Annotated in this window: 29 protein-coding genes; 19 read left to right on the top strand and 10 right to left on the bottom strand. The window is 71.1% G+C overall.

The features are described 5' to 3' along the window. Position 1: 1 nt before the first annotated feature. The 3 genes from ACGHC0_RS02870 to ACGHC0_RS02860 are packed head-to-tail and all read right to left on the bottom strand — an operon-like array spanning position 2 to position 1,770. Positions 2 to 676 carry a LysE family translocator gene (locus tag ACGHC0_RS02870; RefSeq protein ID WP_368353916.1) on the bottom strand — a complete coding sequence of 225 codons (675 nt, stop codon included), beginning with the start codon at positions 674 to 676 and terminating at the stop codon, positions 2 to 4. An 18-nt stretch (positions 677 to 694) separates the two neighbouring features. Further along, on the bottom strand, positions 695 to 1,195 hold the full coding sequence (locus ACGHC0_RS02865) for a DinB family protein (protein ID WP_415267378.1): 501 nt from the start codon (positions 1,193 to 1,195) through the stop codon (positions 695 to 697). Between the two features lie 5 nt (positions 1,196 to 1,200). Beyond that, positions 1,201 to 1,770, bottom strand: coding sequence for an aminodeoxychorismate/anthranilate synthase component II (locus tag ACGHC0_RS02860; protein ID WP_415267377.1), 570 nt, complete (start codon positions 1,768 to 1,770; stop codon positions 1,201 to 1,203). Positions 1,771 to 2,234: 464 nt separating this feature from the next. Between ACGHC0_RS02860 and ACGHC0_RS02855 the strand changes: the two genes are divergently transcribed. The 4 genes from ACGHC0_RS02855 (at position 2,235) to ACGHC0_RS02840 (ending at position 5,709) form a co-directional block, all read left to right on the top strand. Further along, entirely contained in the window at positions 2,235 to 3,932 is a 1,698-nt protein-coding gene (locus ACGHC0_RS02855; protein ID WP_415267376.1) for a hypothetical protein, read from the top strand. An 80-nt stretch (positions 3,933 to 4,012) separates the two neighbouring features. Further along, positions 4,013 to 4,399, top strand: a complete 387-nt coding sequence (locus ACGHC0_RS02850; protein ID WP_011793661.1) for an HrpB1 family type III secretion system apparatus protein — start codon at positions 4,013 to 4,015, stop codon at positions 4,397 to 4,399. Positions 4,400 to 4,426: 27 nt separating this feature from the next. After that, positions 4,427 to 4,915, top strand: coding sequence for a GNAT family N-acetyltransferase (locus tag ACGHC0_RS02845; protein ID WP_368353912.1), 489 nt, complete (start codon positions 4,427 to 4,429; stop codon positions 4,913 to 4,915). After that, entirely contained in the window at positions 4,897 to 5,709 is an 813-nt protein-coding gene (locus tag ACGHC0_RS02840; protein WP_368353911.1) for a hypothetical protein, read from the top strand. The genes ACGHC0_RS02845 and ACGHC0_RS02840 overlap by 19 nt, the downstream gene beginning before the upstream one ends. 70 nt (positions 5,710 to 5,779) lie before the next feature. Here ACGHC0_RS02840 and ACGHC0_RS02835 read toward each other — a convergent pair whose 3' ends face one another. Both ACGHC0_RS02835 and ACGHC0_RS02830 read right to left on the bottom strand, forming a co-directional pair. Then, positions 5,780 to 6,550 (bottom strand): lytic transglycosylase domain-containing protein, encoded by a 771-nt coding sequence (locus tag ACGHC0_RS02835; RefSeq protein ID WP_011793658.1) that lies wholly within the window; start codon positions 6,548 to 6,550, stop codon positions 5,780 to 5,782. Continuing rightward, positions 6,550 to 8,049 carry a methyltransferase regulatory domain-containing protein gene (locus tag ACGHC0_RS02830; protein WP_368353910.1) on the bottom strand — a complete coding sequence of 500 codons (1,500 nt, stop codon included), beginning with the start codon at positions 8,047 to 8,049 and terminating at the stop codon, positions 6,550 to 6,552. Before ACGHC0_RS02830 ends, ACGHC0_RS02835 begins: the two co-directional genes overlap by 1 nt. Positions 8,050 to 8,358: 309 nt before the next feature. On the opposite strand from ACGHC0_RS02830, the gene sctC reads away from it, so the two are divergent. From sctC to sctN, 14 genes are all read left to right on the top strand, one after another. Further along, complete coding sequence (gene sctC, locus ACGHC0_RS02825; protein ID WP_415267375.1) at positions 8,359 to 10,410, top strand: type III secretion system outer membrane ring subunit SctC; 2,052 nt, start codon at positions 8,359 to 8,361, stop codon at positions 10,408 to 10,410. Beyond that, the gene (gene hrpD5, locus ACGHC0_RS02820) at positions 10,407 to 11,408 is read left to right on the top strand and encodes an HrpD5 family protein (RefSeq protein ID WP_368353908.1); all 1,002 of its coding nucleotides are present in this window, start codon (positions 10,407 to 10,409) and stop codon (positions 11,406 to 11,408) included. The genes sctC and hrpD5 overlap by 4 nt, the downstream gene beginning before the upstream one ends. 25 nt (positions 11,409 to 11,433) lie before the next feature. Continuing rightward, complete coding sequence (locus ACGHC0_RS02815) at positions 11,434 to 11,697, top strand: hypothetical protein (RefSeq protein WP_017438943.1); 264 nt, start codon at positions 11,434 to 11,436, stop codon at positions 11,695 to 11,697. Positions 11,698 to 11,710: 13 nt separating this feature from the next. Continuing rightward, the gene (locus ACGHC0_RS02810; RefSeq protein ID WP_368353907.1) at positions 11,711 to 12,160 is read left to right on the top strand and encodes a hypothetical protein; all 450 of its coding nucleotides are present in this window, start codon (positions 11,711 to 11,713) and stop codon (positions 12,158 to 12,160) included. Positions 12,161 to 12,279: 119 nt separating this feature from the next. Continuing rightward, the gene (locus ACGHC0_RS02805) at positions 12,280 to 12,486 is read left to right on the top strand and encodes a hypothetical protein (protein ID WP_048857558.1); all 207 of its coding nucleotides are present in this window, start codon (positions 12,280 to 12,282) and stop codon (positions 12,484 to 12,486) included. Between the two features lie 80 nt (positions 12,487 to 12,566). After that, entirely contained in the window at positions 12,567 to 12,773 is a 207-nt protein-coding gene (locus tag ACGHC0_RS02800; RefSeq protein WP_048857558.1) for a hypothetical protein, read from the top strand. A gap of 101 nt (positions 12,774 to 12,874) precedes the next feature. Continuing rightward, positions 12,875 to 13,081: a hypothetical protein gene (locus ACGHC0_RS02795; RefSeq protein WP_048857558.1), complete on the top strand. Its 207-nt coding sequence runs from the start codon at positions 12,875 to 12,877 to the stop codon at positions 13,079 to 13,081. Positions 13,082 to 13,131: 50 nt separating this feature from the next. Next, positions 13,132 to 13,311 (top strand): hypothetical protein, encoded by a 180-nt coding sequence (locus ACGHC0_RS02790; protein WP_415267374.1) that lies wholly within the window; start codon positions 13,132 to 13,134, stop codon positions 13,309 to 13,311. After that, positions 13,308 to 13,826, top strand: coding sequence for an HrpB1 family type III secretion system apparatus protein (locus ACGHC0_RS02785; RefSeq protein ID WP_368353905.1), 519 nt, complete (start codon positions 13,308 to 13,310; stop codon positions 13,824 to 13,826). Before ACGHC0_RS02790 ends, ACGHC0_RS02785 begins: the two co-directional genes overlap by 4 nt. A gap of 41 nt (positions 13,827 to 13,867) precedes the next feature. After that, positions 13,868 to 14,248 carry a type III secretion protein gene (locus ACGHC0_RS02780; protein ID WP_368353904.1) on the top strand — a complete coding sequence of 127 codons (381 nt, stop codon included), beginning with the start codon at positions 13,868 to 13,870 and terminating at the stop codon, positions 14,246 to 14,248. A 12-nt stretch (positions 14,249 to 14,260) separates the two neighbouring features. Further along, positions 14,261 to 15,118, top strand: coding sequence for a type III secretion system inner membrane ring lipoprotein SctJ (sctJ, locus tag ACGHC0_RS02775; protein WP_415267373.1), 858 nt, complete (start codon positions 14,261 to 14,263; stop codon positions 15,116 to 15,118). After that, positions 15,115 to 15,750, top strand: coding sequence for a type III secretion protein HrpB4 (locus tag ACGHC0_RS02770; RefSeq protein ID WP_415267372.1), 636 nt, complete (start codon positions 15,115 to 15,117; stop codon positions 15,748 to 15,750). The genes sctJ and ACGHC0_RS02770 overlap by 4 nt, the downstream gene beginning before the upstream one ends. Next, positions 15,744 to 16,583 (top strand): FliH/SctL family protein, encoded by an 840-nt coding sequence (locus ACGHC0_RS02765; RefSeq protein ID WP_368353901.1) that lies wholly within the window; start codon positions 15,744 to 15,746, stop codon positions 16,581 to 16,583. The genes ACGHC0_RS02770 and ACGHC0_RS02765 overlap by 7 nt, the downstream gene beginning before the upstream one ends. Next, on the top strand, positions 16,576 to 17,904 hold the full coding sequence (gene sctN / locus ACGHC0_RS02760; RefSeq protein ID WP_415268380.1) for a type III secretion system ATPase SctN: 1,329 nt from the start codon (positions 16,576 to 16,578) through the stop codon (positions 17,902 to 17,904). The genes ACGHC0_RS02765 and sctN overlap by 8 nt, the downstream gene beginning before the upstream one ends. A 62-nt stretch (positions 17,905 to 17,966) precedes the next feature. On the opposite strand, the gene ACGHC0_RS02755 is transcribed toward sctN, so the two are convergent. From ACGHC0_RS02755 to ACGHC0_RS02740, 4 genes are read right to left on the bottom strand one after another with little or no spacing between them, the layout of a single operon-like run. Next, positions 17,967 to 18,473, bottom strand: coding sequence for a hypothetical protein (locus ACGHC0_RS02755; protein WP_368353900.1), 507 nt, complete (start codon positions 18,471 to 18,473; stop codon positions 17,967 to 17,969). Between the two features lie 20 nt (positions 18,474 to 18,493). Beyond that, positions 18,494 to 20,209 (bottom strand): hypothetical protein, encoded by a 1,716-nt coding sequence (locus ACGHC0_RS02750; RefSeq protein ID WP_415267371.1) that lies wholly within the window; start codon positions 20,207 to 20,209, stop codon positions 18,494 to 18,496. A 4-nt stretch (positions 20,210 to 20,213) separates the two neighbouring features. Next, entirely contained in the window at positions 20,214 to 20,717 is a 504-nt protein-coding gene (locus ACGHC0_RS02745; RefSeq protein WP_415267370.1) for a hypothetical protein, read from the bottom strand. Then, on the bottom strand, positions 20,714 to 21,202 hold the full coding sequence (locus tag ACGHC0_RS02740) for a CesT family type III secretion system chaperone (protein ID WP_368353897.1): 489 nt from the start codon (positions 21,200 to 21,202) through the stop codon (positions 20,714 to 20,716). Before ACGHC0_RS02740 ends, ACGHC0_RS02745 begins: the two co-directional genes overlap by 4 nt. A gap of 303 nt (positions 21,203 to 21,505) precedes the next feature. Here ACGHC0_RS02740 and ACGHC0_RS02735 point away from each other — a divergent pair, with 303 nt between their 5' ends. Continuing rightward, entirely contained in the window at positions 21,506 to 22,891 is a 1,386-nt protein-coding gene (locus ACGHC0_RS02735; RefSeq protein WP_415267369.1) for a ribonuclease inhibitor, read from the top strand. Positions 22,892 to 23,017: 126 nt separating this feature from the next. Here ACGHC0_RS02735 and ACGHC0_RS02730 read toward each other — a convergent pair whose 3' ends face one another. Then, entirely contained in the window at positions 23,018 to 24,043 is a 1,026-nt protein-coding gene (locus tag ACGHC0_RS02730; RefSeq protein WP_415267368.1) for a hypothetical protein, read from the bottom strand. Positions 24,044 to 24,115: the final 72 nt, after the last annotated feature.

Genomic DNA, 24,115 nt, shown 5'->3' with positions numbered 1-24,115 from the left:
TTCAGGCACCCGGGCGCTCGGAAAGCGCGAGCTTGATGCCGAAGCCGACGAACATCGCGCCGGCCGCGCGGTCCAGCCAGTGCATGCGCCGCTGCACCAGCGACACCCGCCGCGCCATCCAGGCGGCGGCCAGGGCCCAGCCGACGTTGACGGGAATGGCGTTGAGGTTGAAGAGCGTGCCCAGCAGCACGAAGGCGAGCGCCTTGTGCTCCGCGCCCGGGGCGATGAACTGCGGCACGAAGGCCAGGAAGAAGATGGCCACCTTGGGGTTCAGCACGTTCGTCCAGAAGCCGCCCAGGAAGACCTGGCGCAGCGGGGTGCCGGCCGGGGCGCCCGCGTCCTCCGGAAAGCCGCCCGCCGAGCGGGCCACGGCCGCCAGCCCGCCGCCCGGCCGGGCGCGCAGCATGCGCAGGCCCATCCAGACCAGGTAGGCGGCACCCACCCACTTGAGCACGGAGAATGCGGTGGCCGACGTGGCCAGCAGCGCCCCCACGCCGAGCGCCGCGGCGGCCACGTGGACGAAGCAGCCGGCCGTGATCCCGAGGCCCGCCACGATGCCCGCGCGCACGCCCGAGCGCAGGGCGTGCGTGGCGATATAGAAGACGTCGGGGCCCGGCGTGAGGTTCAGCAGCCAGCCCGCGGCGATGAACAGCAGGAGATGGTGGAAATCCGGCATCGCGCTTTCCTCCTTCGCCTACCAGCGCCGCCCGGGCTCGAAACGGTGCAGGAACGTGGTGATCGCATCGCGCGGCGGCTGCACGCCGTGCACCGCCAGGATGCGGCCCGCCGCGCCGCGGTGGTAGGTGCCGTGCAGCAGCAGGTGGTGCAGCATCTCGGCGCGAGTCATCGTGCCCGTGTCCCCGTCGGTGAAGCGGAACGCGATGCGCTCGGCGAGGCGGGCCCAATCCAGCGCCTGCACATACGCCACGAGCCAGTCGTCGCACGCCCGGACTTCGGGCACCAGCGCCTCCAGCGCGGGCGTTTCTTCGGTCTGGGTGGCCGCGGGCGCACCCTGCGCATCGCCGGCGAGGTGGGCGCGGAAGATCCGGTCCACGAGATGGGTGTGGTTCAGCAGCCGCGAGAAGGTACGGAAATCGTCCGCGGGCAGTTGGTCGCGCGAGGCGATGCCCAGCGCCAGCAGCTCACCGTTGGACCAGCGCTTGAACTCGAAGAGCGAAACCAGGGAGACGTCCATGGCGGTCACGCCTTCGCCCCGAGGAAGTTCTTCAGCATGGCATGCCCATGCTCGGTCAGGATGCTCTCGGGGTGGAACTGCACGCCTTCGATGGGCAGCTCCTTGTGGCGCACGCCCATGATCTCGCCATCGTCTGTCCAGGCCGTGACCTCCAGCACCCCGGGGCAGGACTCGCGCTCGATGGACAGCGAGTGGTAGCGGTTCACGGTGAACTGCTCCGGCAGGCCGGCGAACACGCCCTGGCCGGTGGTGGTGATCGTGCTGGTCTTGCCGTGCATCAGCTCGCGGGCCCGGATGATGCGCCCGCCGAAGGCCGCCCCGATGGACTGGTGGCCCAGGCACACGCCCAGGATGGGCAGCTTGCCCGCGAAGTGGCGGATGGCCTCCACGGAGACACCGGCCTCCGCGGGCGAGCACGGGCCGGGCGAGATGACGAGGTGGCGCGGATTGCGGGCCGCGATCTCCTCCACGGTGATCTCGTCGTTGCGGTGCACTTCCACTTCCGCGCCGAGTTCTCCGAAGTACTGGACGATGTTGTAGGTGAAGCTGTCGTAGTTGTCGATCATCAGCAGCATGGGTGCTTCCTTCTGCGGACGGGGCGGGACCCGCGGGTCCGTCGGCCCCTTCCAGGGACGGTTCCGGCACCCGGGCGCGCGGCGGGCGCAGCGCTTTCCGGGCGGACTGGGGGAGGGGGCGCCCGGCATGGGGCGCGAGGGGGTGGTCAGCGCGCAGGCTTGCGCCAGCGGAAACCGGAAAAGGTCGCCTGCCAGGGACGGGAAGGGAACGCCTGCGGACACAGCATGCGCCGCATTATCACCCGGCGGGCGGCGCGCGCCACGCCCCGGGCCCGCCAGCCATGGCGGCGGCCCGGCCGCTTCGCATCTTCTTACATGCCATCGCACGGCCGGCCTTCCGCGCCGGGCCGCCCCCGCACATTGGTAGCCGCGTTGGTCCACCGATCCACGATTCCCCCTCCGATGGTGAAAGTGCCTGGTGCACCGGTGCTTTTTTCCACGTCAACCACTAGGAGCCACTACCGATGAGTGCCATCAAGAAAGCCTTCCAGGCGATAGGGAAGGGAATCGAAAAAGCCGTCCATAGCGTCGGCCAGATCGCCAAGGGAATCGTCACGCTGAACCTGAAGGCCGCGGCCGAAGGTCTCAAGGGCCTGGCCGACGCCACCATGACCATGGCGCGCGGCGCCATGAACCTCATGCCGGCGGCGATGGCGGCCAACACACTGCTCGACGGCGCGCTCGACAAGGTGCTGAACAAGGTGCAAAAAACCGCGCAGAAGCTGGCCGACTCCGTCGTGGACAGCGTGGAAGGAGGCCTCTCCAACATCAAGGACGGCGTGGTCAATACGGCCAAGGCCATCGCCAAGGGCAACTTCTCCAAGGCCTTCCAGGGTCTGACGCAGCTGGCGATGGGGGTGGTGGACACGGCGTCCAACTTCGGCCCCGGCGGCGTGGCCAAGAACATGGCACGCATGGCCGTGGACGCCGCCATCGGGCTGGCCGGGCAGGAGGCCACGAAGCTCGCGGCCAAGGTGCTGGACCCGCACGGAACCTCCCGCTTCGGAGCGCTGGCCACCGACATGGTGGGCGCGGCAGTGGGCGGCGGCCTGGGCGGATCGCGTGCCGGCCGCTTCGCGGGCTGCGGCACGGGTGCCACGGGCATGCTGCAGGGCGCCAAACACGCCGTGCAGGACACGGCCCGCACGGCCGCCTTCGGCTTCGCGCAGGAACAGGTGTCCACGCTCACGCTGAAGGTGCAGATGACCCTGGACCCCGACGGCGACTCGCGCGCCGGCGAAGCAGGGGCGAACGCCTTCGACAGCGCGGCGAACGCCGCCCTCTTCCAGGCCACTGCCGGCCGCCGCCGCGCCGACGGCACGCGTGCCACGGCCGGCGAGCATTTGCGCGGCGTGCAGGGCGCCGCCACGGACGCCGCGCTCAACAGCCTGAACTTCTCGGCGCAGACCGCCGTCCAGGGCGCGATCTACGAGCAACTGTCGCCGCTGGGTGCAGGCACGGGCACGGGCCTGGGCTCGAGCCTGGGCGCCATCGGCACCGACGCCGCCGCGGGCGTGGCCGGCGCCGCGGTGAACCATGCCTTCACGGGCCGCCAGCGCGGCCTGGACGGCGCGGTGCAGCCGATGGCACCGTCCACCGCCCTGGCCGCCACCAAGGGCGCCATCCTGCTCGCCGTGGACCAGTTCGTGCAGCAGGTGATCGCACGCACCATCCTGGAAGCCATCCAGAGCGCGCTCGGCCAGCTGGACGCATCAGCGCTCAAGGGCTTCGCCTCGCTGTCGGAAGCCTCGGATACCAGCGCCCCCCCCACCGGACAGGGCCCGGCGGAAATGGCGCGCCGCGCTGCCGCGCACATCCGCCAGCAGATGGGCCTGTCCATCGAGATGGCCATCGACCAGGCCACCCGCCAGGCCACCGAGGCCATCGGACAGCGCCTGCTGCAGGGCCTGGCGGGCGGCGGCAACAACGCCCGCACCCTGGGAGGCGACCTGGCGGCCATCACCCGCAACGCGGCGATGCAGCCCATCGAGCAGGCCTCGCGCAGCGTCTTCGACGCGGTGCAGGGCGCCATCGGCGTGGCCGCGCGCCAGACCGTGGAGCAGGGCCTCGCCGACAAGCTCCCGCTGGGCGGCAGCTCCACTGCGGCAACGCTGCAGGTGCAGATCGAAGCCCAGATCAGCCACTACCAGATCCGGGCCTGACGCGGCCCGCCGCCGGGCGCGGCGGCCCTTGTTCGCCCGCCCGGCCCCCATCCACTTCCTTTGCAAAGGCACGCCAAGCCATGGACGAAACCCAACTTCCCGATGACCCCGTCGCCGCCCTGGCCGTGCGCCTGGTGGAGGCGCTGCGCGACGACCGCCTCGACGAAGCCGAGACGCTGCTCGACGAGATGAACGCCCTGAGCCCCGAAACCGAGGAGCACCTGATCTTCCCGGTGCTGATTGCCATCCAGCGCGGCTACATCACCGAGGCGCTGCAGTACCTGAACACCCTGGGCGAGGACACCGCGCCGGAGCTCAAGGCCCTGTGCCTGAACATCCTGGGCGACCCCACCTGGCATTACCACGCGCAGCAGTGCCTGGAAAGCGACGACCCGCACGTGCGCAAGGCAATGCGCCAGCTGCTGCAGATGGAACCCGAGGACGAGCCCGCGGCCCTGGCGGCCTGACCGGCGGGCCGCACCAGGGAGCACCCCATGCTGAAACTGACAGACCGCGCCGATCTCGGCGTGTTCTACGACGCCGACGCCGCACGCTATGGCGACCAGGGCTACACGGAGACCGTGACGCGCGAGCGCTTCGCGGCGTTCTACGCGGACTGCCCGTCGATCGGCTTCGAGGCCGACGGCCAACCCATCGGCGGCATCCTGTTCGACGGCGAGGAGGCACACATCGCCGTGCTGCCCTCGCACCACGGGCGCTGGGCGCTGCTGCTCAAGCCGGCCCTGGCGTGGCTTTTCGCGCTGCAGCCGGGCATCACGGTGGCGGTGGAGCGGAACAACAGCCGCTGCCTGCGCTTTCTCGACCGGCACGGCTGGCAGCGCGCCGGCGAGCGCGACGGCGACCTGCTCTACCGGCTCGAGCCCCAGGGCGGTACGCGCAAGACCGCCTACCCCTTCCGCCGCCGCGCGCGCGGCATCGTTTCTCCATCCACCGAGGTGGCACCATGCACACATCCCAGCTGACCCCGTCCCTCCAGCCATCCACCATCCCGGCAGCCTGGCGCTCCGGCGCGAACCGGCTCGTGTCCTGCGGGGGCCGGCCCGGCGTGCAACTGCGCCTGGTCTCGCTCGTGGAGCCGCCGCTGCTGCTGGACGAAGGCTTTCCCCAGGCCTCGGGCCTGTGGGTGTCCTCGCAATTGCGTTTTTCGTGCGGAATGAACTCGCTGGCGCTGCTGCACATGGCCATGCACGGCCTGCTGATCCGGCTGGAATCGATGGCCGGGGCCAGCCACGCCATGGCAGCCAACCATACGCTGCGCATGCTGGTCGAAGGGCGGCTGACGCACGTGTTCGCCAGCACCGCCGACTTCCAGCGCCTGACCGGCCATGCCGATGACGGCACGGCGCCCCTGCCCCGCCTCGTGGACATCGACGTGGAGCATGACTGGCTGGTGGTGGATGCGCAGCGGGGTTTCCACAACGCCCGGCCGGCACCCGCGCTGATCGCGGGGCTGGTGCGCCTGGCGGAGATTCCCCGGGCCGCACGGCGCCTGGACATGCTGCCGGACACGGGACCGGCCGGCCCGGGCGGCGACCGCCTGGCACTGCTGCTGGAGGCTGCGCGCGCGCTCGCGCAGCAGGACCTGGGCGACCGGGGCGCGACGCTGTCGCAGGACGCCGGCACCCTGGCATCGCGGCTCGGGGTGCGGACACTGGTGCAATGGCTGCTGTCCGACCTGCCCCTGCCGGATGCGCTGGCGCCGGTGGCCCGGCCCACGGACAAGCAGATCGCGGGCTTCCAGGGCTTCCTGCAGTAGGCGCGGCGAACAAGCCCCCTTGCGGCGGCGGCGCATGAAGGCGGACCGGTCGGTCCGCCTTTTGTTTTGCCTAGCGTTTCGCCAGTGGATACAGGTCCAGGACCTTGCGCACGTAGTCCTGGGTCTCGCGGTAGGGCGGCACGCGGTAGCCGTGGCGGATGACAGCGCCCTCGCCCGCGTTGTAGGCGGCCAGCACGAGGTCGGTGCGGCCGCCGAAGCGGTCGGCCAGGAACCGGAGGTAGCGCACGCCCACATCGACATTCACAGCGGGGCTGAGGATGTCGTCCTCGGAGGCGGCCCCGAACCGTGCGGCCGTGGCGGGCATGAGCTGCATCAGGCCCATCGCGCCCTTGGGCGACCGCGCGCGGGGGGCATAGCCGGACTCGACCTGGATGACCGCGCGCACCAGGTGGGGATCGATGGCGTGGCGCTGCGCCGCGGATTCGATGATGGGCGACAGCGCTTCCGCCCGGGGGCTGATCCCGGGCCCGCGCCGCGCGCCGCCTTCCGGCCAGCGCATGCCCGGCAGCGCGGCGCCGGCCGTGGGTGCGTAGATGTCGCGGGGCGCCGGCGCGTGGATCACACGCGCGGCGGCGATCGCCGAGGTGTCCGGCCAGCCGGGCAGCGCGACGTCGCGCGCGGGCGTCCAGGCGGCCGCGTTGCACGAACTGCCGATGGAAGGAAAGCGCTGCGCGATGTCCGCGCCCACCACGAGCAGGGCCGCCCCGCCGGGCAGCCGGCAGTCGTAGGCACCCGCCGCCATGGCCGCGCCGGCCGACAGGGCGAACACGCCGGCCAGCATGCGGCGGGCGGCCCGCATCCGGGAAGCAGGCCGCGCCATCACACCACCTCCAGCCGGCGCAGCAGCGGAGCACGCTGCGCGAGGTATCGCCGGGCGCTTTCCGCGAGCTCGGCGGCATCCAGCACGCCGTCGCGGCCCAGCGATTCCGCCACGGCGCGCGCGATGGCGTCCGGGTCGCCGCCATGGCTCTGCGCGGCGCGGATCTGCCGCAGCGCGGCGGGCGTCCATTCGGTCGCGATCCCGGAGGCTCCGCACACGAGGTGGCGCGTGCCGTCCGCGCCGCCGCGCTGCAGGACCGCGGCGTTGAAGCCCTGCACCGACGCACGGGCCGTGGCGCGCAGCGCGGCAGGCAGTGCCGGCATCACCACGCCGCTGCTGGACAGCAACAGCAGCCCTTCATGGATGGACTGCGCGGGCAGGCCACCGAGCTGCGGCCTGGCCGCCAGGTCGCCCAGGCGCACCGGCCCTTCGCTCAGCGCATCGAGCAGATCGGCGCAGACCGCCTCGCCCAGCCACTGGCCGACCAGCCGCAGGGCCGCGCACTGCGGCAGGGCGTCGCGCGGCGCGGCCAGCAGCCACTCCCGCTCCCGCATGCGCGCAGCCTGTTCGGCAGGCGCCAGCGCCTGCCCCCCGCGCACGAACAGGTCCCGGCGGAAGGCGCGGTTGAGGCCGTAGTCGCGCAGCGTTTCGCGCAGCACGGGGTCGGGGGTCGATTCCAGCAGCGCGGCCAGTTCCTCCGGCACGCAGGCGGCGTCCACCTGTTCGGCCAGCAGGGCCGGCGCGGCGAACGACAGTCCGGCCGCCTCGAATTCCGCGGCCACCTGGTGGAAGTACAGCGGGTGCGAATCCGGCCCCACGTATTCGTGCAGCGCGTAGTTCGGCCCTTCCACCTGCGCATGCCGCAGGCGCTCGGCCACCGCCGGATGGGCCTGCACATAGCCGCCCTCGCAGGCCGCGAGCCGGCCGATGAAGTCCAGCGCCCCCTGCAGCTGCCCGGCAGCGCCCGACTCCGGATCGGCCACGCGCGAGGCATGCAGGTGGAACAGCTCGCGCAGCGGCAGCAGCGGGGCCCAGCCGGGCAGCGTGTTGTAGCTCACATAGACCACGCCGCCGGGCTTGAGGCGGCGCTCGATGAACCGCACGATCGCCTGCCGCAGCGCCGGGGACACCCAGGAGTACACGCCGTGCATCACGATGCAGTCCATCATCGGCAGGTCGCGGTCGGGCAATTCCTCGAAGCCGTCCTCGAACACCTCCACGTTCGACAGCCCCGCATCGCGGGCCAGGTCCCGCGCATAGGCCACATGGGCGGGATTGAAGTCGTTGCCGAAAAAACGCATGTGCGGAAAGCTGGCCGCATGGGCGAGCAGCGAGACCCCGAAGCCCATGCCCAGTTCGAAGTAGCACAGCGGATCCTGCAGGTCGGGAGCGCGCTGCCCGCGCGATTCCAGCGCGGCGGCAATCACGCCGGGAGACAGGATTTCGTAATAGCCGTGGGTATAGACCAGTTCGTTCGCCGCGGTGCGGGGGAGTGACATCGTCGTTCCTTTCTGAGGGGGAGTGCCCGGGGCCGCGCGGCGGTCCGGGAGCGCAATCGAAGGGCATGGCCCGCGCGCGGGCGATGTCCGGCGCGCGGCAGTGCCCGCATCGCCATTGCAAACGGACACCCCGCTGGCAGCGGCCCCAGGCTCGAAGCGATGGCCCGAAAGGCGAAGGAACCTGCCGCACGGCGGGCGCTGCGGAGGGCTTCGCAAGCCGTCGCGCGGCTTCGCATCCCCGCGCACTCCGCCCGGCACCGGCTCCTAAGCTGTCCCCCACACGAAGACACCGAACGGAGCGCTCCAGTGATGCCCAAAATTTCCGCCCCCCGACTACGGCATGCAGCCACCGGCGTGACCGGCAGCGTGCTGGCCGGCGCGGTGCTCGCTCTGGGCATGGCCGGCCTGCCCGCAGCCCAGGCCTCCTCGCTGCGGCTGAGCGCCAGCCTCTCCAGCCTGCCCACGGCGGGCGCAGGCGCCGCCCTGGCGGTGCCCGCCGCGGAACTGGCCACGGCCGGCACGGACGCCGCTCGCTCCAGCACGGCCGCTGCGCCCGTCCCGGCCCAGCGCAGCAACACGCTGCAGAAGGCCCCGCCGCGCAAGCACACCCCCTACCATGCGCTGGCAGCGGCGACCTTCTCGGCAGGCGCCGTCGGCGCAGCCGCCGCCAGCGCGCCCGCTTCGGCCGCCACCGCACCCGTGGCGATACCGACCATCCCCGCCGCCCGGGCACTGGAAACGCTCACGCCTGCCTCGCGGGCTTCCGACGTCCTCAACCGCGGGCGCTTCGTGTACCGCGCGGAGAACAAGCGGCTCACGGACGTCCTGCAGGATTTCGCCGCCAGCCAGGGCATCCCCGCCGTGGTGGCGGACGGGCTGGACGGCATCGTCAACGCGAACTTCGACGCGAAGCCCCGGGAGTTCCTCGACAGCGTGGCGCGCGCCTACAACATGCTCTGGTACCACGACGGCTCGGCGCTGTATTTCTACCCGGGCAAGTCCATCCAGAGCCGCATGTTCCGCATCAAGGGATTCAGCCGCGACCAGCTCACGGCCATGCTGCAGTCCCTGGACGTGGGAGACAAGCGCTACCCCATCCGCTTCGACGCCGCCAGCAGCACGATCTATGTGTCCGGCCCGCCCCGGCACGTGGAACTCGTGAGCTCCGCGCTGGAGGCCCTGGATGCCGGTGTCACGGCCAGCGCCGAGCGCACGGTGCGCGTCTTCTCCCTGCAGTTCGCCTCTGCCAGCGACCGCTCGATGGGCGACTCCGTGGTGCCCGGCGTGGCCACCACGCTGCGCAAGCTCTACAGCAAGGATGACGGCGAAGGGCTGGCGTCCTCCAAGGTGACGAGCGCCGAGGTGATCGAGAAGATCCAGCAGCAGACGCGCCGCAAGATGAGCGCCTACGTGCCCGTGCCCGCGGCCAACCAGTTCCTGCCGCCGCTGCCGCGCGCCAACCCTTCCGAGGGCATGCGCCCGCCAGAGCCCGTGTCCCTGCCCACCGCCACCGCAGCGGACAAGGCCGAGGAAGCACCTCCCCGGTTCGAGGCCGACGAGGGCACGAACTCCGTCGTCGTGTACGGCCGGGCCGACCGGATGGACGAATACGAATCGCTGATCCGCCGCCTGGACCAGAAGCCGCAGCTCGTCGAGCTGGAGGCCACGATCATCGAAGTCAACTCCGACAGCGTGGATGCGCTGGGCGTGAACTGGTCGCTGCGCGCCGGCACGAGCAGCATCGCCACCAACCTGCCCGGCCCGAGCACCCCGGCCGCGCTCAGCACCATCGTGCTCGACGCGGGCCGCCACCTGCTGGCCAACGTGAACGCCCTGGAGGCCCAGGGCAAGGCGCGCATCCTGTCCAAGCCGTCCGTGCTGGGCGTCGCCAACCGGGCGGCGGTGATGCGCGAGAAGCGCGTGGCCACCGTGCGCGTCGCCGGGAACCTGGAGGCCAATCTCTTCCAGATCGAGGCCGGCACGCTGCTGCAGATGACGCCGCAGGTCACCGCGGTGGAAGGCAAGAACAACATCAAGCTGAGCCTCTACATCGAGGACGGCGCCTTCGAGACCAACGTGGTGGACCAGATCCCCCTGGTCAAGAAGACCGAGATCCGCACCGAGGCCCACGTCCGCGAAGGCGAGAGCCTGCTGATCGGCGGCATCACCGTCGAGTCGGAGAACACGCAGGACAACGCGGTGCCGGGCCTGTCCAAGCTGCCCGTCGTGGGCGGGGTTTTCCGCAACACGGAGCGCCTCACCCGCCGCACCGAGCGCCTGTTCCTGATCACGCCGCGCGTCCTCGCGCAAGACGCACCGACCACCGTTTCCTCGATCTCTCCGGAGGTTCGCAAGCCATGAAGCAACTTCGTATCCTGACCGGCCAGCACGCCGGGGCCCGCATAGATTTGACTCCAACGCGCCAACATATCAGCGCGGACGACACGGCGGACATCCAGCTGCTCGACTGGACCGCCGAACCGGTGGTCATCGACGCTGGAGACGACGGCATGGTCCACATCGCAACGGCATCCGCAGAGGCACAGGCCCCTGCCGTCCTGGCCGACTTCACGCCCCGGCGCTTCGGCGACGTGGTGCTGTGCGCCGGCCCCGCCGACGCCACCTGGCCTGCCGACGCGGACATCATCGCCCGGCTGGCCCCCGCCGCCGCCGTCGTGGCCGCCCCGCCCGCCGCACCCGCCAGGGTGCGGTCGATGTGGCCCCGCATCACTTCGGCCGTGGTCGGCACGGCGCTCATGACGGCAGCGCTCAGCGCCGCCGTCGCCCCCCTGAGCCAGAGCCAGGCGGAACGCAAGGCGCTGACCTCGGTGCTGCCGCCCGAGCCGCTGAGGATGCGCGTGGAGCGCGCCCTGGCGGACACCTCCGTGGCGGGCTACGAAGTGGTCCAGCAGGGAGACGGCGTGGTGGTGCGCGGCCTGCTGCGCCAGCCCTCCGATGCCGACGCGCTGCGCCAGCGCCTGGCCAGCTTCCAGGGCGACCGCATCGTGCAGTCCTTCGCTTCGGCGACGGAAGTCGCGCAGAGCATCTCCGACGCACTGGGCCAGCCCGGACTGCGCATCGCCCACCACGGCAACGGCCTGTTCACGGTCACGGGAGAGGTGGCGAACCTCACGGTCCTGAAGCAGAACGCGGCCCGTGTGGCCACCGACCTGGCACCGCTGGTGCGCGGCATCGACGTGGCCGCGACCCAGCGCCCCCCGGCCAGCCCGCCCGCCATGAGCGCGCTGATGGAAACCGACGGCCTGCAGTACATGCAGACCCGGGACGGGGTGAAGCACCTTTCGCTCACGTCCGGTTCGCGGATCGCTTCGGCCGACCAGCCGGCGTCCTTCCGATAACACACCCAAGAGACCTTTTCAGACCATGACCGCATCCATCGAATCCACCATTTTCAGCGATCTGGAGAACCTAGAGCAGGCCCTGAGCGAAGACCTCAGCGGAGACCGCGCACGCGCCATGATCCGCTACTTCGACGAAGTCGCCCGCGAAAGCAGTGCGATGCGGATCCAGGCGCAGATCGACGCCGAGCGCCAGTTGATCGGCCAGCTGGTCGATGCATTCCAGGCCTCGCAGCGCGTGATCCGCAAGATCTGGGAAACGCTGCACGGCACGACGCTGGCGGTGTGAGGGAGGCACGACCATGATCCACGCACCCCGCCCCACCGCCGCCCCGTACGCCGCCGCCGAAGCGCCGGCCGCGCCCTACCCGGTGATCTACCGCAACCTGATGAGCGTCGCCCTGCTGGGCACCGTGTACCGCGTCGGCGACGACGCGGACACGATCAGCCGGGCCGTCGAGGCCACCCTGGAGGACTCGAGCACCTACCTGCTCTACCGCAACATCGTGCTGGCCATGGCCGGACAGCGGGGCAAGGAGCGCGACCAGTTGCTGCACCACGTGGAGACCCACCCGGAAGACGGCGTGAGCAAGGTCGCCCTGGCGCTCACGCTGCTCTTCAACGGCGACCCCGCCTGGCGCCACTGGATCGACAACGTGCTGGCGACCAGCGTGGACCAGCCGGTGCGGCAGGCCGCGCAAGGGGTTCTGCATTTCCTGGGCCGGGCCACCCAGAAGCCCGTCATCCACTGACGGGCAGGCCACAAGACACGGCGCGTCGGCGTTGCCGGTGCGCCTCCCGAATGGAGACCGCAGGGTGCGGTCTCCGCTAACCGCGGTTCGTACCGCAACATTCTCTCGAGGAGTTTTCCATGTCCATTTCCGGCGCAGACGCATCGACGCAGCGTTCCATCGCTCTGCAAGAGCAAAACATGCGGAACCAGGAGGCGCTCACCGACGCCAGCACCCGCAACATGGCCAAGCAGGCCCTGCTCAACTTCCAGAAGGAAATGGCGGAAATGAACGCCAAGACCATCGGCGCCATGGGCAAGGGCCTGTCCGGCCTCGCGCCCAACTGATGTCCACGGCGCCGCGCAGGGCGTGGCGCGACATCGTCCCCTTTTTCATCCAGTCATTCTTTTTCTCAAGGAGTCCCACCATGTCCATTTCCGGCGCAGACGCATCGACGCAGCGTTCCATCGCACTGCAGGAACAAAACATGCGCAACCAGGAGGCGCTCACCGACGCCAGCACCCGCAACATGGCCAAGCAGGCCCTGCTCAACTTCCAGAAGGAAATGGCGGAAATGAACGCCAAGACCATCGGCGCCATGGGAAAAGGCCTCTCCGGTCTCGCCCCCAACTGACGCGGCATGCGCCGTGCGCAGCCGCCCTGCGGCATGCAGCGCGGCGCCACCTCGTCTCCGATTGCATCCCTTCACGTTTTTTCACCCCAAGGAGTCCCACCATGTCCATTTCCGGCGCAGACGCATCGACGCAGCGTTCCATCGCACTGCAGGAACAAAACATGCGCAACCAGGAGGCGCTCACCGACGCCAGCACCCGCAACATGGCCAAGCAGGCCCTGCTCAACTTCCAGAAGGAAATGGCGGAAATGAACGCCAAGACCATCGGCGCCATGGGCAAGGGCCTGTCCGGCCTCGCACCCAACTGATGCACGCGGTGCCCCGCGCAGTCCGAGCCGCCGATCCAGGAACGACGCATATGCCGTATGCCGTGTTCCTGGCCGTGGCCACGCTCTCCTGCGCGGCCTACGCGGTTCTGGTGCATTCCGGCACCGAAGCGGCCGCGCAGCCCGCGCTGCGCGAATCGCCGGCCACCGCCGGGCCGCCACTCGACCCGTCGGACGCACCCCAAAAACCCTCCAGGGAGACCGCTCCATGACCCCCAAAATCTCTCGACGAGAAGTGGTCGCCGGCCTGATCAATCTGGCGACGAAAGCCGTCGAATTCGAACTCACCGACGACGCCGCCGAGATCCTCCAGGGCGCGCGCATCCTGCGCCCGCGCATGGTCGAACTGGACCTGCTCGAAGGCTGGATCTGCATCCAGCGCGGCCAGGTGGATGAGTGCATCCGCCTCATGCGCAACGTGGAAGGCAGCCCCACCCACTGGGGCATGGCCAAGGCGCTGATGGCGCGCTGCCAGCGCTTCATGAAAGACCCCGCCTGGCGCGCCAATGCCGACGAGGTGCTGGCAGGCTGCACGGACCCCACCGCCCTGTACCTGGTGCAGCAATTGTTCGCACAGACCGGCGATGCCGATGGCCACACTGCCGGCCAGGACACCGCCCCACAGGAGTCCGGTGAGACGCCGGATCCGCAGGCCGCATTCCGCCCGCGCAAGTTCGCGCCCGTGGATCCGCTCACCAACCCCTTCGTATTCCAGCTGCGCGCCTGAGCCCCGCGCGCGGTGCCCCCTTCTCCCTACAGGACAACGCCATGAACGCCCTCCAGCTGCCCGTATCCCCCGCGCCGGCCATCGAATCCGGCGCCGCCCAGCCCAGCAACCTGAGCGCGCTGGCGGAGAAGTTCGCACGCCTGATGGAAGGCAAGCCCCAGGCCCCCCTGGCCGAGATGGCCCCCGACTCCACCCTGGGCAACGCGCTCATGCACCAGGATGAATCCATGCGCAAGGCGCTGCAGGACATGCACGCGCTGGCCCACGCGCAGAAGGACAACTCCATGAACGACATCGACATGACGTCCCGCCAGATCGAGCTGATGTACCGGGTGTCCGGCATGCAGTTCCAGTTCCATGCCATGGTCTATCTGGCCCAGAGCGGCAAGAGCGGCCTGCAGACGCTGATGCGCAACCAGTGAGCGGAGGCCACCATGACGCATGACACGCCTTGTCCGGCCCCGGGCTTCCCGCCGCTGCGCCGGTGGCTCGCTCCCCTCGTCCTGCTGCTGGCACTGGTCGGCTGCAAGGACGACCTCTACACCAGGCAGACCGAGGCAGACGCCAACGACATGGTGGCAGCGCTGCTCGAAAGCGGCATCGACGCAGGCAAGGCGACCTCCGACGCCGGCAAGACCTGGAACGTGCAGGTGGAAAAGAGCGACGTGGTGCGCTCGCTCGCCGTGCTTCGCTCCTACGGACTGCCGCGCGAGCGCCATGCCACCCTGGGCGAGATGTTCAAGAAGGAAGGCCTGATCTCCACCCCGACGGAGGAGCGGGTGCGCTTCATCTATGGCGTCGCCCAGCAGCTGGAGGCCACGCTGTCGCAGATCGACGGCGTGGTCACCGCGCGGGTGCAGATCGTGCTGCCCAACAACGACCCGCTCGCCTCCACCGTCAAGCCCGCGAGCGCCGCGGTGTTCATCAAGTACCGCGAGAGCGCGAACATCGCGGGGCTGACGGCGGGCATCAAGAACATGGTGGCGCGCAGCGTCGAAGGCCTGACGTACGAGAACGTCACGGTCACGCTCGTGCCGGGCATGCCCATCGGCCCCGCGCCGGAGAAGGAGGCCTCGCGCGCCGGCCTCTGGGCCGCGCTGGCCGCCGCCCTGCTGCTGGTGCTGGGCGGCGCAGCAGGATGGATCGCCTGGAAGCGGCCGGCCTGGCTGCCCGCCGGCCTGCGCCGCAAGCCGGAAGCCGCCACCGGCGAACTCGCAGCGGACGCATCCGCCCCATCCGCGGCGGCGCCCCTGCCGTCGGCCCCTGCCATGGCCAAGGGACTTGCGGGATGAGCCGCGCCCGCGACCTCGCCCGGCTGGCCTGCGAACTGCAGGCCCGCATCGATGCGCTGCCCGACCACGTCGATCCCAGCTGGCTGCGGCCCACGGACGCCGGGGCCGCCGCCGCGGCACGCAGCGATGCGCTGCCCCCTCAGGTGCAGGGCGCCCTTTCCAAGGACTGGTTCGTCCGCCGCTGCGGCCCCCTGCCATCGCTGGAGCGGCTGGAGGACGGCGGCGCACGCCTCGCGCTGCTGGACCGGACATCGCTGCTGGCGCGCCTGTGCGCGCTGGCGCTGCTGGGCCGGCCCGGCGTGCTGCGCTGCTGCGTGCAGCGCAGCGCGCGCACGGCGCTGCAGGAGGCTCTGGGTCCCGCCTTCGCTCCGCTGCGCGCGCGCGACGGCGGCGCTGCCGTGTCCCCCGAAGTGGCCGGCTGGCCACCGCTCGCATGGTCCTGGGTGGGCTACCGCGAACTGGTGCGCGCCGGCGCCTGGCCGGACCGCGCGCTGCGGCGCATGGTGCGGCTGGCCCTGCCGGCATCGCGCTCCGGCGCCCCCCGCCCCCACCTGGTGCCCCGCGCATCGGCCGCGGCGCGGGAGCGCCTGCAGGCGCTCGAAACCCTGTTCCCGGAGGGCCGCGCATGCTGATCTGGTCTTCCCCCCGAGGCGCCGGCCTGCATTCGCCGGCCGGCATTCTTCGGGCCGCTGAATTCGAAACCGCCACCACGGCCGTGGCCCTGCTGGAAGGCGCACGCACCGAAGGCGACCACCTCCTCGCACAGGCAAGGCACGAGGCGGCCGACCTGCTGGAGGCCGCGGCCACGCAGGCGCAGGCGATGCGCGACCAGGCCGCGGCGGATGCCGCAGCGCTGGTTGATCAGGCCCGCGCCGATGCGCGGCTCCTCGCGGAGCAGGCCGTGGCCGATGCATCCGAGGACGCCGCCCGCCGCTGGCATGCGGAATTCGCCGCGCTGCAGGCATCGCACGGTGCCGCCATGGCGGGCATGGAAAGGCGCCTGGCGGCCGTCGTCGCGATGGCGGTGGAACGCATGGTGCTGGCGGAGCCGAGGCAGGCGCTGCTGCAGCGGTCGATCCTGACCTTGCGCGATACCCTGGGCGACGCCCGTACCGCACGCCTGCGCGTCCATCCGGACGATGCGGACGCGGCACGCGCCGCGCTCTCGGCCATCGGCAGCGACCCCGACGCCCCGCGCGTCCAGGTGGAAGCCGATGCCGGCCTCCCGCCCGGCAGCAGCATTTTCGATGCCGATATCGGCCGCCTGGACACCAGCCTGCAGGTGCAGCTGGCCGGCCTGCGCGGCGCGCTGGAGCGCGCCGTCCGCGTGGCCGCCGAGGAGCCGGTCACCGTGGCCTATGCGAGCCGGCTGGGCGAGGACGGCGGCCACCAGGACGACAACGACGAATACCAGGACGATGGCCAGGACGAAAGCCGCCTGGACCGGGAGGATGGCGATGCATGACGTGAACGGAACCGCGCGGATCGCCCGCTGGATGGAGCGAGAGATCGCCGCCGCCCCGCTGGTGCGCCGCAGCGGCAAGGTGGCGGAGGTGATCGGCACGCTCATGCGCGTGAACGGCCTGGATGCCAAGCTGGGCGAGCTGTGCCATGTGCTGGACGAACGCGGCGGGCTGCTGCAGGCGGCCGAGGTGGTGGGCTTCGCCAACGGGCAGAGCATTCTCTCGCCCTTCGGCTCCATCCTCGGCGTGCGCGGCGGATCGCCCGTGGTGGGCCTGGGCGAGGTGCTCTCGGTGCCCGTCGGCCCCCGGCTGCTGGGCCGCGTGATCGACAGCCTGGGCCAGCCCATCGACGGCAAGGGCCCGCTGGACTGCAGCGAGACGCGGCCCGTGTTCGCACTGCCGCCCACCCCCATGGAGCGCGAGATGATCGAGCACCCCCTGCCCACGGGGGTGAAGGCCATCGACGGCCTCATCACCCTGGGCGAGGGGCAGCGCATGGGCATCTTCGCGCCGGCCGGCGTGGGCAAGAGTACGCTGATGGGCATGCTCGCGCGCGGCACGCAGTGCGACGTCAGCGTGATCGCGCTCATCGGCGAGCGGGGCCGCGAAGTGCGCGAGTTCGTCGAGTTCATCCTCGGCGAGGAAGGGATGGCGCGCTCGGTGGTGGTCTGCGCCACCTCCGACCGCTCCTCCAGCGAGCGAGCCAAGGCGGCGCACGTGGCCACGGCCGTGGCGGAGTACTACCGCGACCAGGGCCTGAAGGTGCTGCTGATGATGGATTCGCTCACCCGCTTCGCGCGGGCCCAGCGGGAGATCGGGCTGGCTGCGGGCGAACCGCCGGCGCGCCGGGGCTTTCCGCCCTCGGTGTTCGCCGAGATCCCGCGGCTGCTGGAGCGCGCCGGCATGGGCACGCGCGGCTCCATCACCGCGCTCTATACCGTGCTCTACGAGGATGAAAGCGGCAACGACCCGATCTCGGAGGAAGTGCGAGGCATCCTCGACGGGCACATGATCCTCTCGCGCAAGATCGCGGCGCGCAACCAGTACCCGGCCATCGACGTGCTGGGCAGCCTCTCGCGCGTGATGTCGCAGATCGTGCCGCGGGAGCACCAGCAGGCCGGCGGGCGCTTCCGCCAGCTCATGGCCAAGTACGAGGAGATCGAGCCGCTGGTGCAGATGGGCGAATACAAGCCCGGCAACGACCCGCTGGCCGACGAGGCCATGGAAAAGCACGAGGAGATCCGTGCCTTCCTCAACCAGTCCACGTCCGACCTCTGGGACTTCGGGCGTTCTGTCGATACGCTCTCGGACATCTCGGGCTGACAGGCCCACCGCCCGGCCGCGCACGCCGCGCACGGGCGGGGAAATCAACCCGGGGAAGCGGTTCAGGCGAAGAAGGCGGACGGCGCATGCACGCCCGCCTCCAAGCTGGGGGCCTGTGCACCCAGCCCGCCATCGCCGGCCGCATCAGGCCGCAGCAGGAACGCGACCACCTCGTCGGTACGTTCGAGAAGCAGTGCACGCAGCGCGGACTCCTCCAGTGCCAGGCGCAGCGCCTTCCAGTTGGCGCGCAACGGCGCCGTCCTCAGTGCCCGGCCCCGGCCGCCGAGAAACTCCACCACCTGGCGCAGGCGGCCAGGGGGCATGGCATCCAGCTCGCAGAACTGGAAGCGCTCCAACAGCTGGCGGGCAGGGGAAGCCGGCGCGCCGTCACCGGGATCGTGCGGGGATGCAGCCGCCATGGAGGCGCGCACGGGCGCGGACACCGCCGCCAGTGCCCGCGCGCCCCGCAGCGGCAGCCGCGCGCCGGCGGCCGGCACCGCGGTGGTGCGGAGCCGCCGGCTCCACGCACCGCGGGCACGGGGCGTGGGAGCTTCCGTCGGGGCGGGCATGGGACGGCCTGGCGCGAGGATCAGACGTTCTCCGCGCCCTGGGGCGCGGGGCGGCGGTCTTCCGCGGCACGCACGGCACCGTCGGCCTGCCAGGTGGAGCCAATGCTCTTGTAGTTGACGCCAGCCCAGACACCCAGCGCTCCATTGGTGAGCAAGGCGCTGGTTGCCGGGGGCATGTCCTTGGTGAGGAAGCCCACCAGGTCTCCGACCGAGTTGGAGCTGTCGATGATCGCGACGCGTGCGGCGACATGGTCTTTCAGGCGACCGTAGTCGTCGGGCAGGGTGCGGGGGGCCAACTGCTGCTTCGCGCCCGCCTGCCGCGCCTCCTGTTCGGTCACGGAGAACCAGTCCGAGGCCTCCAGCACGGTGTTGATGGCGGCCTTCACGCCGATCATCTTGGCCGTGGCACCGACGGCGCCCTGCAGGGAAACGCCCTCCACCGGCACGCCGCGCAGCACGTCACGCACATTCGCCGTCGTCACGCCGGCCGGCAGACCCAGGGGCGGCAACGCACTCCAGGCATAGGCGGCCGCCAGGTTGGCTCCTCCATAGAACAGCGCTGCGCCGGTCAGGTGGCTGCCGCTCACCCCGTGGGTCGGCTTGTCTATCTTGATCATGGAGAACTTGGACTGGATGCCGTCCCGCATCAGCGAATAGGCGATCACCTTGGCCTCGCTCGCGATGCTCGATGCCGCGAAGGAGTTGTCGCCATGGGCCGTGCCGTACGCCGCGAAGCCCACGTTCACCATGACCGAGGCCATCTGCAGCGAAGCGACGCGGTCCGAATGCTGCTGCTGCTCCTTGCGCAACTGGGTCTTTTCCTCCGGGGTCTTGTTCGCCCACTGCTCGGGGCTCAGCGCATGGAAGCCGCGCGCTGCCTCGTCGGGATTGCGCTTCTCACGCACCTGGCGCAGCGCCTGCAGCGACATGTTGACCACGCCCATGCCGATTTCGATGCCCAGCAGCGCACCGGCCGGCGCCTGGCGCAAACCGGCGATCAGCGCTTCCGCGGCCACCTCGCGCACCGCGGTGGTCACGCCCACGGCGATGCCCTGGTGCGTCAGATGGCCGATGGCCACCTTGGGAATGCGGAAGGCCTGGCTGCCCATGCTCCACGCCGCGGAGGCCCCGCTGCGGGCCAGGGAGACCGGGGCCATCGCCGTGCGCCCCAGGGCCGCACCGCCGCTCTGCACGACCTGTCTGGCGGCTATAGCCCGGTGGCGCAGCGCCGCGGTCGCCATCTGCCGCCAGCTTTGCTGTGCCGGCACGGCCGCGCCGTCTTCGTTGCCGGCGGGCGGGGACGACTGCCGTTCGCCCATGGCGGTACGGAAGGATTCACGGGCGGCGTCGGAGCCGTCCGCTGCAGGGTGCGCCAGCGAGCCGGAAGGGCTGAAGTCGATGTGGGGCAACTCGTCCTGCAAGGCGTCGGAGTAATGCGTTACCTCCGTCCGGAAGGAAGGATGGCTGGATCCGAGATCGGAGCGGTCCCGCAGGGGCACGCTGTCCTGCAGGGAAGACATCTCCAACAACGGATTCGCGATACGCGGAGGGGGCGGCGCGTCCGCCCGGGCGCGCCCGCCGGCGTTGCGCACCGGTGGCCCCCCTTCGTTGCCGAAGCGCTGGCTGCCGCGGGCCGCAGGGGCCTGCGAGGTGGAGACACCGGCCTGCGAACTGGAGCCCGGGTCTCCGGCAGCGGGGGTGATGGAAGACCTGGGGGTCGAGGAAAGGGGCGTCATGGCGTCACTCCTGGCGTTCGCCAGCGCCTCGCGCCGGCCGGGAAAGGGAAGAGGAAGGGGAAGAGGAAGCCCCGGAAGGGCTGGGGGCCCGGAAGCCCTGGGCGATGGCGCCCATCTGGCGCACGCCGTTGGCAAGTGCCTGCGCATCGGTCGAAGGCCAGCGGCCAACGAGCACGGGGCCGGCGGGGCCCCGGGCGAACACGACGCCGGCCTTGACGAACAGGTGCATATTGGCGAGAAGCGCGGCCTGTGCGCGATCGGGGTCGGCCAGGTAGGCGGGGCCGAGGTCCACCGACAGCAGCAGCGTTTCCTCGCTGGCATCGGGCGTCACGGCCACGGTGTGCCGCTCCAGTTCGAAGCGGCCGGTGCGCGCAGCCTCCTGCGCCTGCCCGGCGCCGGCGCCCAGCACCAGCGCGGCATCGCATACCAGGGCCTGCAGTGCCGGCGAGGCCTCGAATTCCTGCACCGGAGCAGGCGACTGTTTCGACAGGTCGAGCGGCGCGTTCATGCGGCCTCCTTGCCCGTCCGGGCAGCCTGCGCCAGCGCCTGGGCACCGGTGGACACAGCCTCGCACAGCGACAGCATGCCGTCGAAATACGCAGCCAGCGTGCGCGCGTCGGCCATGTCGGGCTCCAGGGACATCAGCAGCACCGCGTCGCCGCTGTCGTCCAGGCTGAAAGCCCACGGGGCCAGCAGGATCGCCTGCCCGTTCGCCACCAGCAGGGCCTCGCTCCAGCGGGCGCTCGAGACGCCCTCTGGGCGAGGCAACAGCGCGGAGGCCAACCAGCGGCCGTCATCGCGCTCCTGCAGCGATGCGATCGCCAGCAGGACCTCGTTGACCATCACCATGCCCTGCTCGGCGAAGGCGCGCACGGAAGCATCGTCCGCCCCCATGTGCTGCAGGGCGGCCGCCAGGCAGGCGCGGCGCGCAGGGGACAGGGGTATCCGCGGCGGCACATGCGCCTGCGCGGATTCGGTTGTTTTGGTTGCCATACTCCTCCAGATTGCTAAAAGGTCCGCCATGTCCGGGTGACCGTCGGATCAGCGCGACGCCCGCGCCGCCGCAGACCAAGCCGCCAGGCGGATCGACTGCTTGGATCCATCCTAGGAAGGCGCAGGAATGCCCGCGCCTGGCGGGCGAAGCTGCATGCGGCACCGCGAAGCCCCTGCCGCCCTTCGCCGGATCGACGCCCTCCCTCGCCAGGCCGGCGTTCTCTTCGTGTCCGGGGGGACCTGCGCGCCACCGCCCCGCCTACCCTGGGCGCCTTCGAATCCGCCTTCGCACGACGACACACCATGAACGCCTTCTCCCATGCGCCTGCCGGCCCGGATGCCGGCCCCGAGGAACACACCGTCCGCGACGTCCGAGGCCTGCTCTCGCTGTGCCGCGAGGACATGCGGGGCCTGCGCGGACTCACCCTGCGCGGCGACTTCTGCGACGACGACCTGCGCCTGCTGCCCGCCACCCTCCAGTCCCTGGAACTGTCCGACTGCACCGGGCTGACGGCACGCGGCCTGTCTTGCCTGCTCGACCTGCCGCTGGCCACCCTGGCCCTGCGGCGCATGGCCCTGCGGCCTGAAGCCCTGCACGCGCTGGTACGCCACGGCCGCCTGGCGACCCTGGAGCTGGCCCACGTGCCGCTGGATGCAGAGGGAGCGCGTGTGCTCGCGGCCGCGGGCTCGCTCGCCACGCTGCGGCTGGACCATTGCGACCTCACGCCGGAAGGGCTCGCGGCCGTGTCGTCCCTGCCGCGGCTTTCGCGCCTGCAGGCCCGCGGCAACGGACTGGGCCCTGAAGCCATGCCCGCGCTGCTGGGCCTGCGCAGCCTGGCGGAACTGGACCTGGACGGCAACCGCCTGGGGGCCGAAGGCGCCGCCGTGATCGCGCGCATGCCGGGCCTGCGGACCCTATCGGTGAGCCACAATGCGCTGGGCGACGATGGCGCACAGGCCCTGGCGGCACTGCCCGGCCTGCATACGCTGTCGGCCCAGGCCAACCAGATCGGGGCGGCAGGAGCCGCGGCCCTGGCGCGCGGTGCCGCGCTGCGCGCCCTGGACCTGCACCGCAACCGCCTGGGCGATGCCGGCGTCCGCGCCCTGGCCACAGCCCCCCGGTGGCAGCAGCTCGACCTCGCACGCAACGGCATCGGCGCAGAAGGGGCCGCCACCCTGGCCGGCCTGCCCGCGCTCACCGCCCTGGTCATCGCCCACAACCCGCTGGGCGATACCGGCGCTGGCGCCCTGGCGGCTTCGGATTCGTTGCGCTTCCTCGATGCGGGCGACTGCCAGATCGGCGATACCGGCGCCTCGGCGCTCTCGCGCTGTCCGCAGCTGGCATCGCTGGTGCTCAACAACAGCTCGGCGGAGGGCGTGCGCATCGGGGAACGCGGCGCGCTTGCACTCGCAGCCAGCCCATCGCTGGAAGAAATCGACCTGGAAGGCCATGCCGTGGGATCGGCCGGGGCCCGCGCATTCGCCGCCAACCCGCGGCTGCGTCGGCTCGGACTGGCACGCAACCAGGTCGGCAATGCGGGCGCCCACGCGCTCGCCGGCAGCGCCAGCCTGGCCAGCCTGGACCTGTGGGACAACCGCGTCACCGACCAGACGCTCCACAGCCCCTGCGCCCCCTGGCTGCGGCGCCGCGGCTCGGCACCGCGCTGGGCGGGCCGCGTGGCCGGCTGACCGCCGGGGGCGCCCGGCGCCCCGCCCTGGACGAGGAAAAGGCCCTGGCATGCCGCTCGCGCGCATGGCCAGGGCCCCGCCCGCGTCCACCGGCGGGCGGCCTGTGCCGCGCGCCGTCAGCCGCCGTCAGCCAGTATGGCTCTGGGTTCCGCAGTTCTGTGCGCCGTCCTGCGCGGCATCCGAAGGCACCCTGGCCACCTCCTTGCCGCTGTTGAACGAGGCATGGCCGGAGCAGGTACCACCGCCCTGGCCTGCCGCACCGCCGCCGGCGGGCCTGCCGCCGGACAGCATCGTGATCAGCTGCGTCAGCAGCGCCAGGATCTGCTGGAGCGAATTCCTGCCGCCCTGGCCCTGCAGCAGCTTGTCCACGCCGCCGGTATCGCCCTGCATGAAAGCGCCCAGCAGTTGCTTGACGAGCTCCGCCATGGCCTCGGCGCCACCGCCGCCGGCGGCATGGCTGCCGCCCGCAGCGCCACCACCCGCAGCCTGCAGGCCCAGGCCCAGCAGCTGCACGAACTGCTCCAGCACCTTCAGGAGGACATCGGAGCCGGCGCCGCGGTTGCCCAGCAGCTTGGCGAGCGCCTGGGGATTGCCGAGCAGCATCGCCAGGATCAGCTGGCGCACGAGATCGCTCAGATCATCGTCGTCATCCCCATGGCCGCTGCCCACGCTGCCGGAGCCACTGGCCGCGCCGTTGCCCGAGAGCGCATCCAGGTTCTTGAGGAAGTCCTTCGCGAAGGACTGGAAGCTCCCGTTTTCCGCGCCGTCGTCCAGCCGGTCGAGGGTGCGGGCATCGGAGCCCAGGGCGCGTGCCAGCTTGTTCGCGAACGCGTTCGCCCGCACGGCCGCCAGCGATTTCTCCAGCGCTTGGCCCAGGTGCTTGAGCAATTCGGCGAAACGCTGCAGCACCCCTTCCGGGCCGTTGCGCTGCCCGTCAGCGGAGCGCGTGCCGCCGGTGCCGCCGGCGCCGCAATGGCCGCCGACGCCGTTGCCACCCTGGGCGGCGCCCTGCAGGGCTTTGAGTACCTGCTCCAGCACCTGCAGCACGAGCTGGTCGATCGCCGGCTCCGCACCGCCGGCCGGCGTGGCCGCCGGCGTCTCGGTGATCCGCAGCGACGTGGATTGGGAATATGTCTGAAGAGAGACGGACATGGATGTGGATTCCTGTGAATGGATGGAAGAGGAATGGATTCCTGCGGGGCAGGACCTCGCTGCGGGCATGGC

It is taken from the genome of Acidovorax sacchari, assembly GCF_042847045.1.
Taxonomy (GTDB): domain Bacteria; phylum Pseudomonadota; class Gammaproteobacteria; order Burkholderiales; family Burkholderiaceae_C; genus Paracidovorax; species Paracidovorax sacchari.
Note: the sequence above shows the minus strand (reverse complement) of the source record. Positions and strands in the feature narration are given on the sequence as shown.

Excerpts from the sequence above, each read along its gene's own strand:
- ACGHC0_RS02870 (WP_368353916.1), bottom strand. The coding sequence starts at position 676 with ATGCCGGATTTCCACCATCTCCTGCTGTTCATCGCCGCGGGCTGGCTG.
- ACGHC0_RS02865 (WP_415267378.1), bottom strand. The coding sequence starts at position 1,195 with ATGGACGTCTCCCTGGTTTCGCTCTTCGAGTTCAAGCGCTGGTCCAAC.
- ACGHC0_RS02860 (WP_415267377.1), bottom strand. The coding sequence starts at position 1,770 with ATGCTGCTGATGATCGACAACTACGACAGCTTCACCTACAACATCGTC.
- ACGHC0_RS02855 (WP_415267376.1), top strand. The coding sequence starts at position 2,235 with ATGAGTGCCATCAAGAAAGCCTTCCAGGCGATAGGGAAGGGAATCGAA.
- ACGHC0_RS02850 (WP_011793661.1), top strand. The coding sequence starts at position 4,013 with ATGGACGAAACCCAACTTCCCGATGACCCCGTCGCCGCCCTGGCCGTG.
- ACGHC0_RS02845 (WP_368353912.1), top strand. The coding sequence starts at position 4,427 with ATGCTGAAACTGACAGACCGCGCCGATCTCGGCGTGTTCTACGACGCC.
- ACGHC0_RS02840 (WP_368353911.1), top strand. The coding sequence starts at position 4,897 with ATGCACACATCCCAGCTGACCCCGTCCCTCCAGCCATCCACCATCCCG.
- ACGHC0_RS02835 (WP_011793658.1), bottom strand. The coding sequence starts at position 6,550 with ATGGCGCGGCCTGCTTCCCGGATGCGGGCCGCCCGCCGCATGCTGGCC.
- ACGHC0_RS02830 (WP_368353910.1), bottom strand. The coding sequence starts at position 8,049 with ATGTCACTCCCCCGCACCGCGGCGAACGAACTGGTCTATACCCACGGC.
- sctC (WP_415267375.1), top strand. The coding sequence starts at position 8,359 with ATGCCCAAAATTTCCGCCCCCCGACTACGGCATGCAGCCACCGGCGTG.
- hrpD5 (WP_368353908.1), top strand. The coding sequence starts at position 10,407 with ATGAAGCAACTTCGTATCCTGACCGGCCAGCACGCCGGGGCCCGCATA.
- ACGHC0_RS02815 (WP_017438943.1), top strand. The coding sequence starts at position 11,434 with ATGACCGCATCCATCGAATCCACCATTTTCAGCGATCTGGAGAACCTA.
- ACGHC0_RS02810 (WP_368353907.1), top strand. The coding sequence starts at position 11,711 with ATGATCCACGCACCCCGCCCCACCGCCGCCCCGTACGCCGCCGCCGAA.
- ACGHC0_RS02805 (WP_048857558.1), top strand. The coding sequence starts at position 12,280 with ATGTCCATTTCCGGCGCAGACGCATCGACGCAGCGTTCCATCGCTCTG.
- ACGHC0_RS02800 (WP_048857558.1), top strand. The coding sequence starts at position 12,567 with ATGTCCATTTCCGGCGCAGACGCATCGACGCAGCGTTCCATCGCACTG.
- ACGHC0_RS02795 (WP_048857558.1), top strand. The coding sequence starts at position 12,875 with ATGTCCATTTCCGGCGCAGACGCATCGACGCAGCGTTCCATCGCACTG.
- ACGHC0_RS02790 (WP_415267374.1), top strand. The coding sequence starts at position 13,132 with ATGCCGTATGCCGTGTTCCTGGCCGTGGCCACGCTCTCCTGCGCGGCC.
- ACGHC0_RS02785 (WP_368353905.1), top strand. The coding sequence starts at position 13,308 with ATGACCCCCAAAATCTCTCGACGAGAAGTGGTCGCCGGCCTGATCAAT.
- ACGHC0_RS02780 (WP_368353904.1), top strand. The coding sequence starts at position 13,868 with ATGAACGCCCTCCAGCTGCCCGTATCCCCCGCGCCGGCCATCGAATCC.
- sctJ (WP_415267373.1), top strand. The coding sequence starts at position 14,261 with ATGACGCATGACACGCCTTGTCCGGCCCCGGGCTTCCCGCCGCTGCGC.
- ACGHC0_RS02770 (WP_415267372.1), top strand. The coding sequence starts at position 15,115 with ATGAGCCGCGCCCGCGACCTCGCCCGGCTGGCCTGCGAACTGCAGGCC.
- ACGHC0_RS02765 (WP_368353901.1), top strand. The coding sequence starts at position 15,744 with ATGCTGATCTGGTCTTCCCCCCGAGGCGCCGGCCTGCATTCGCCGGCC.
- sctN (WP_415268380.1), top strand. The coding sequence starts at position 16,576 with ATGCATGACGTGAACGGAACCGCGCGGATCGCCCGCTGGATGGAGCGA.
- ACGHC0_RS02755 (WP_368353900.1), bottom strand. The coding sequence starts at position 18,473 with ATGCCCGCCCCGACGGAAGCTCCCACGCCCCGTGCCCGCGGTGCGTGG.
- ACGHC0_RS02750 (WP_415267371.1), bottom strand. The coding sequence starts at position 20,209 with ATGACGCCCCTTTCCTCGACCCCCAGGTCTTCCATCACCCCCGCTGCC.
- ACGHC0_RS02745 (WP_415267370.1), bottom strand. The coding sequence starts at position 20,717 with ATGAACGCGCCGCTCGACCTGTCGAAACAGTCGCCTGCTCCGGTGCAG.
- ACGHC0_RS02740 (WP_368353897.1), bottom strand. The coding sequence starts at position 21,202 with ATGGCAACCAAAACAACCGAATCCGCGCAGGCGCATGTGCCGCCGCGG.
- ACGHC0_RS02735 (WP_415267369.1), top strand. The coding sequence starts at position 21,506 with ATGAACGCCTTCTCCCATGCGCCTGCCGGCCCGGATGCCGGCCCCGAG.
- ACGHC0_RS02730 (WP_415267368.1), bottom strand. The coding sequence starts at position 24,043 with ATGTCCGTCTCTCTTCAGACATATTCCCAATCCACGTCGCTGCGGATC.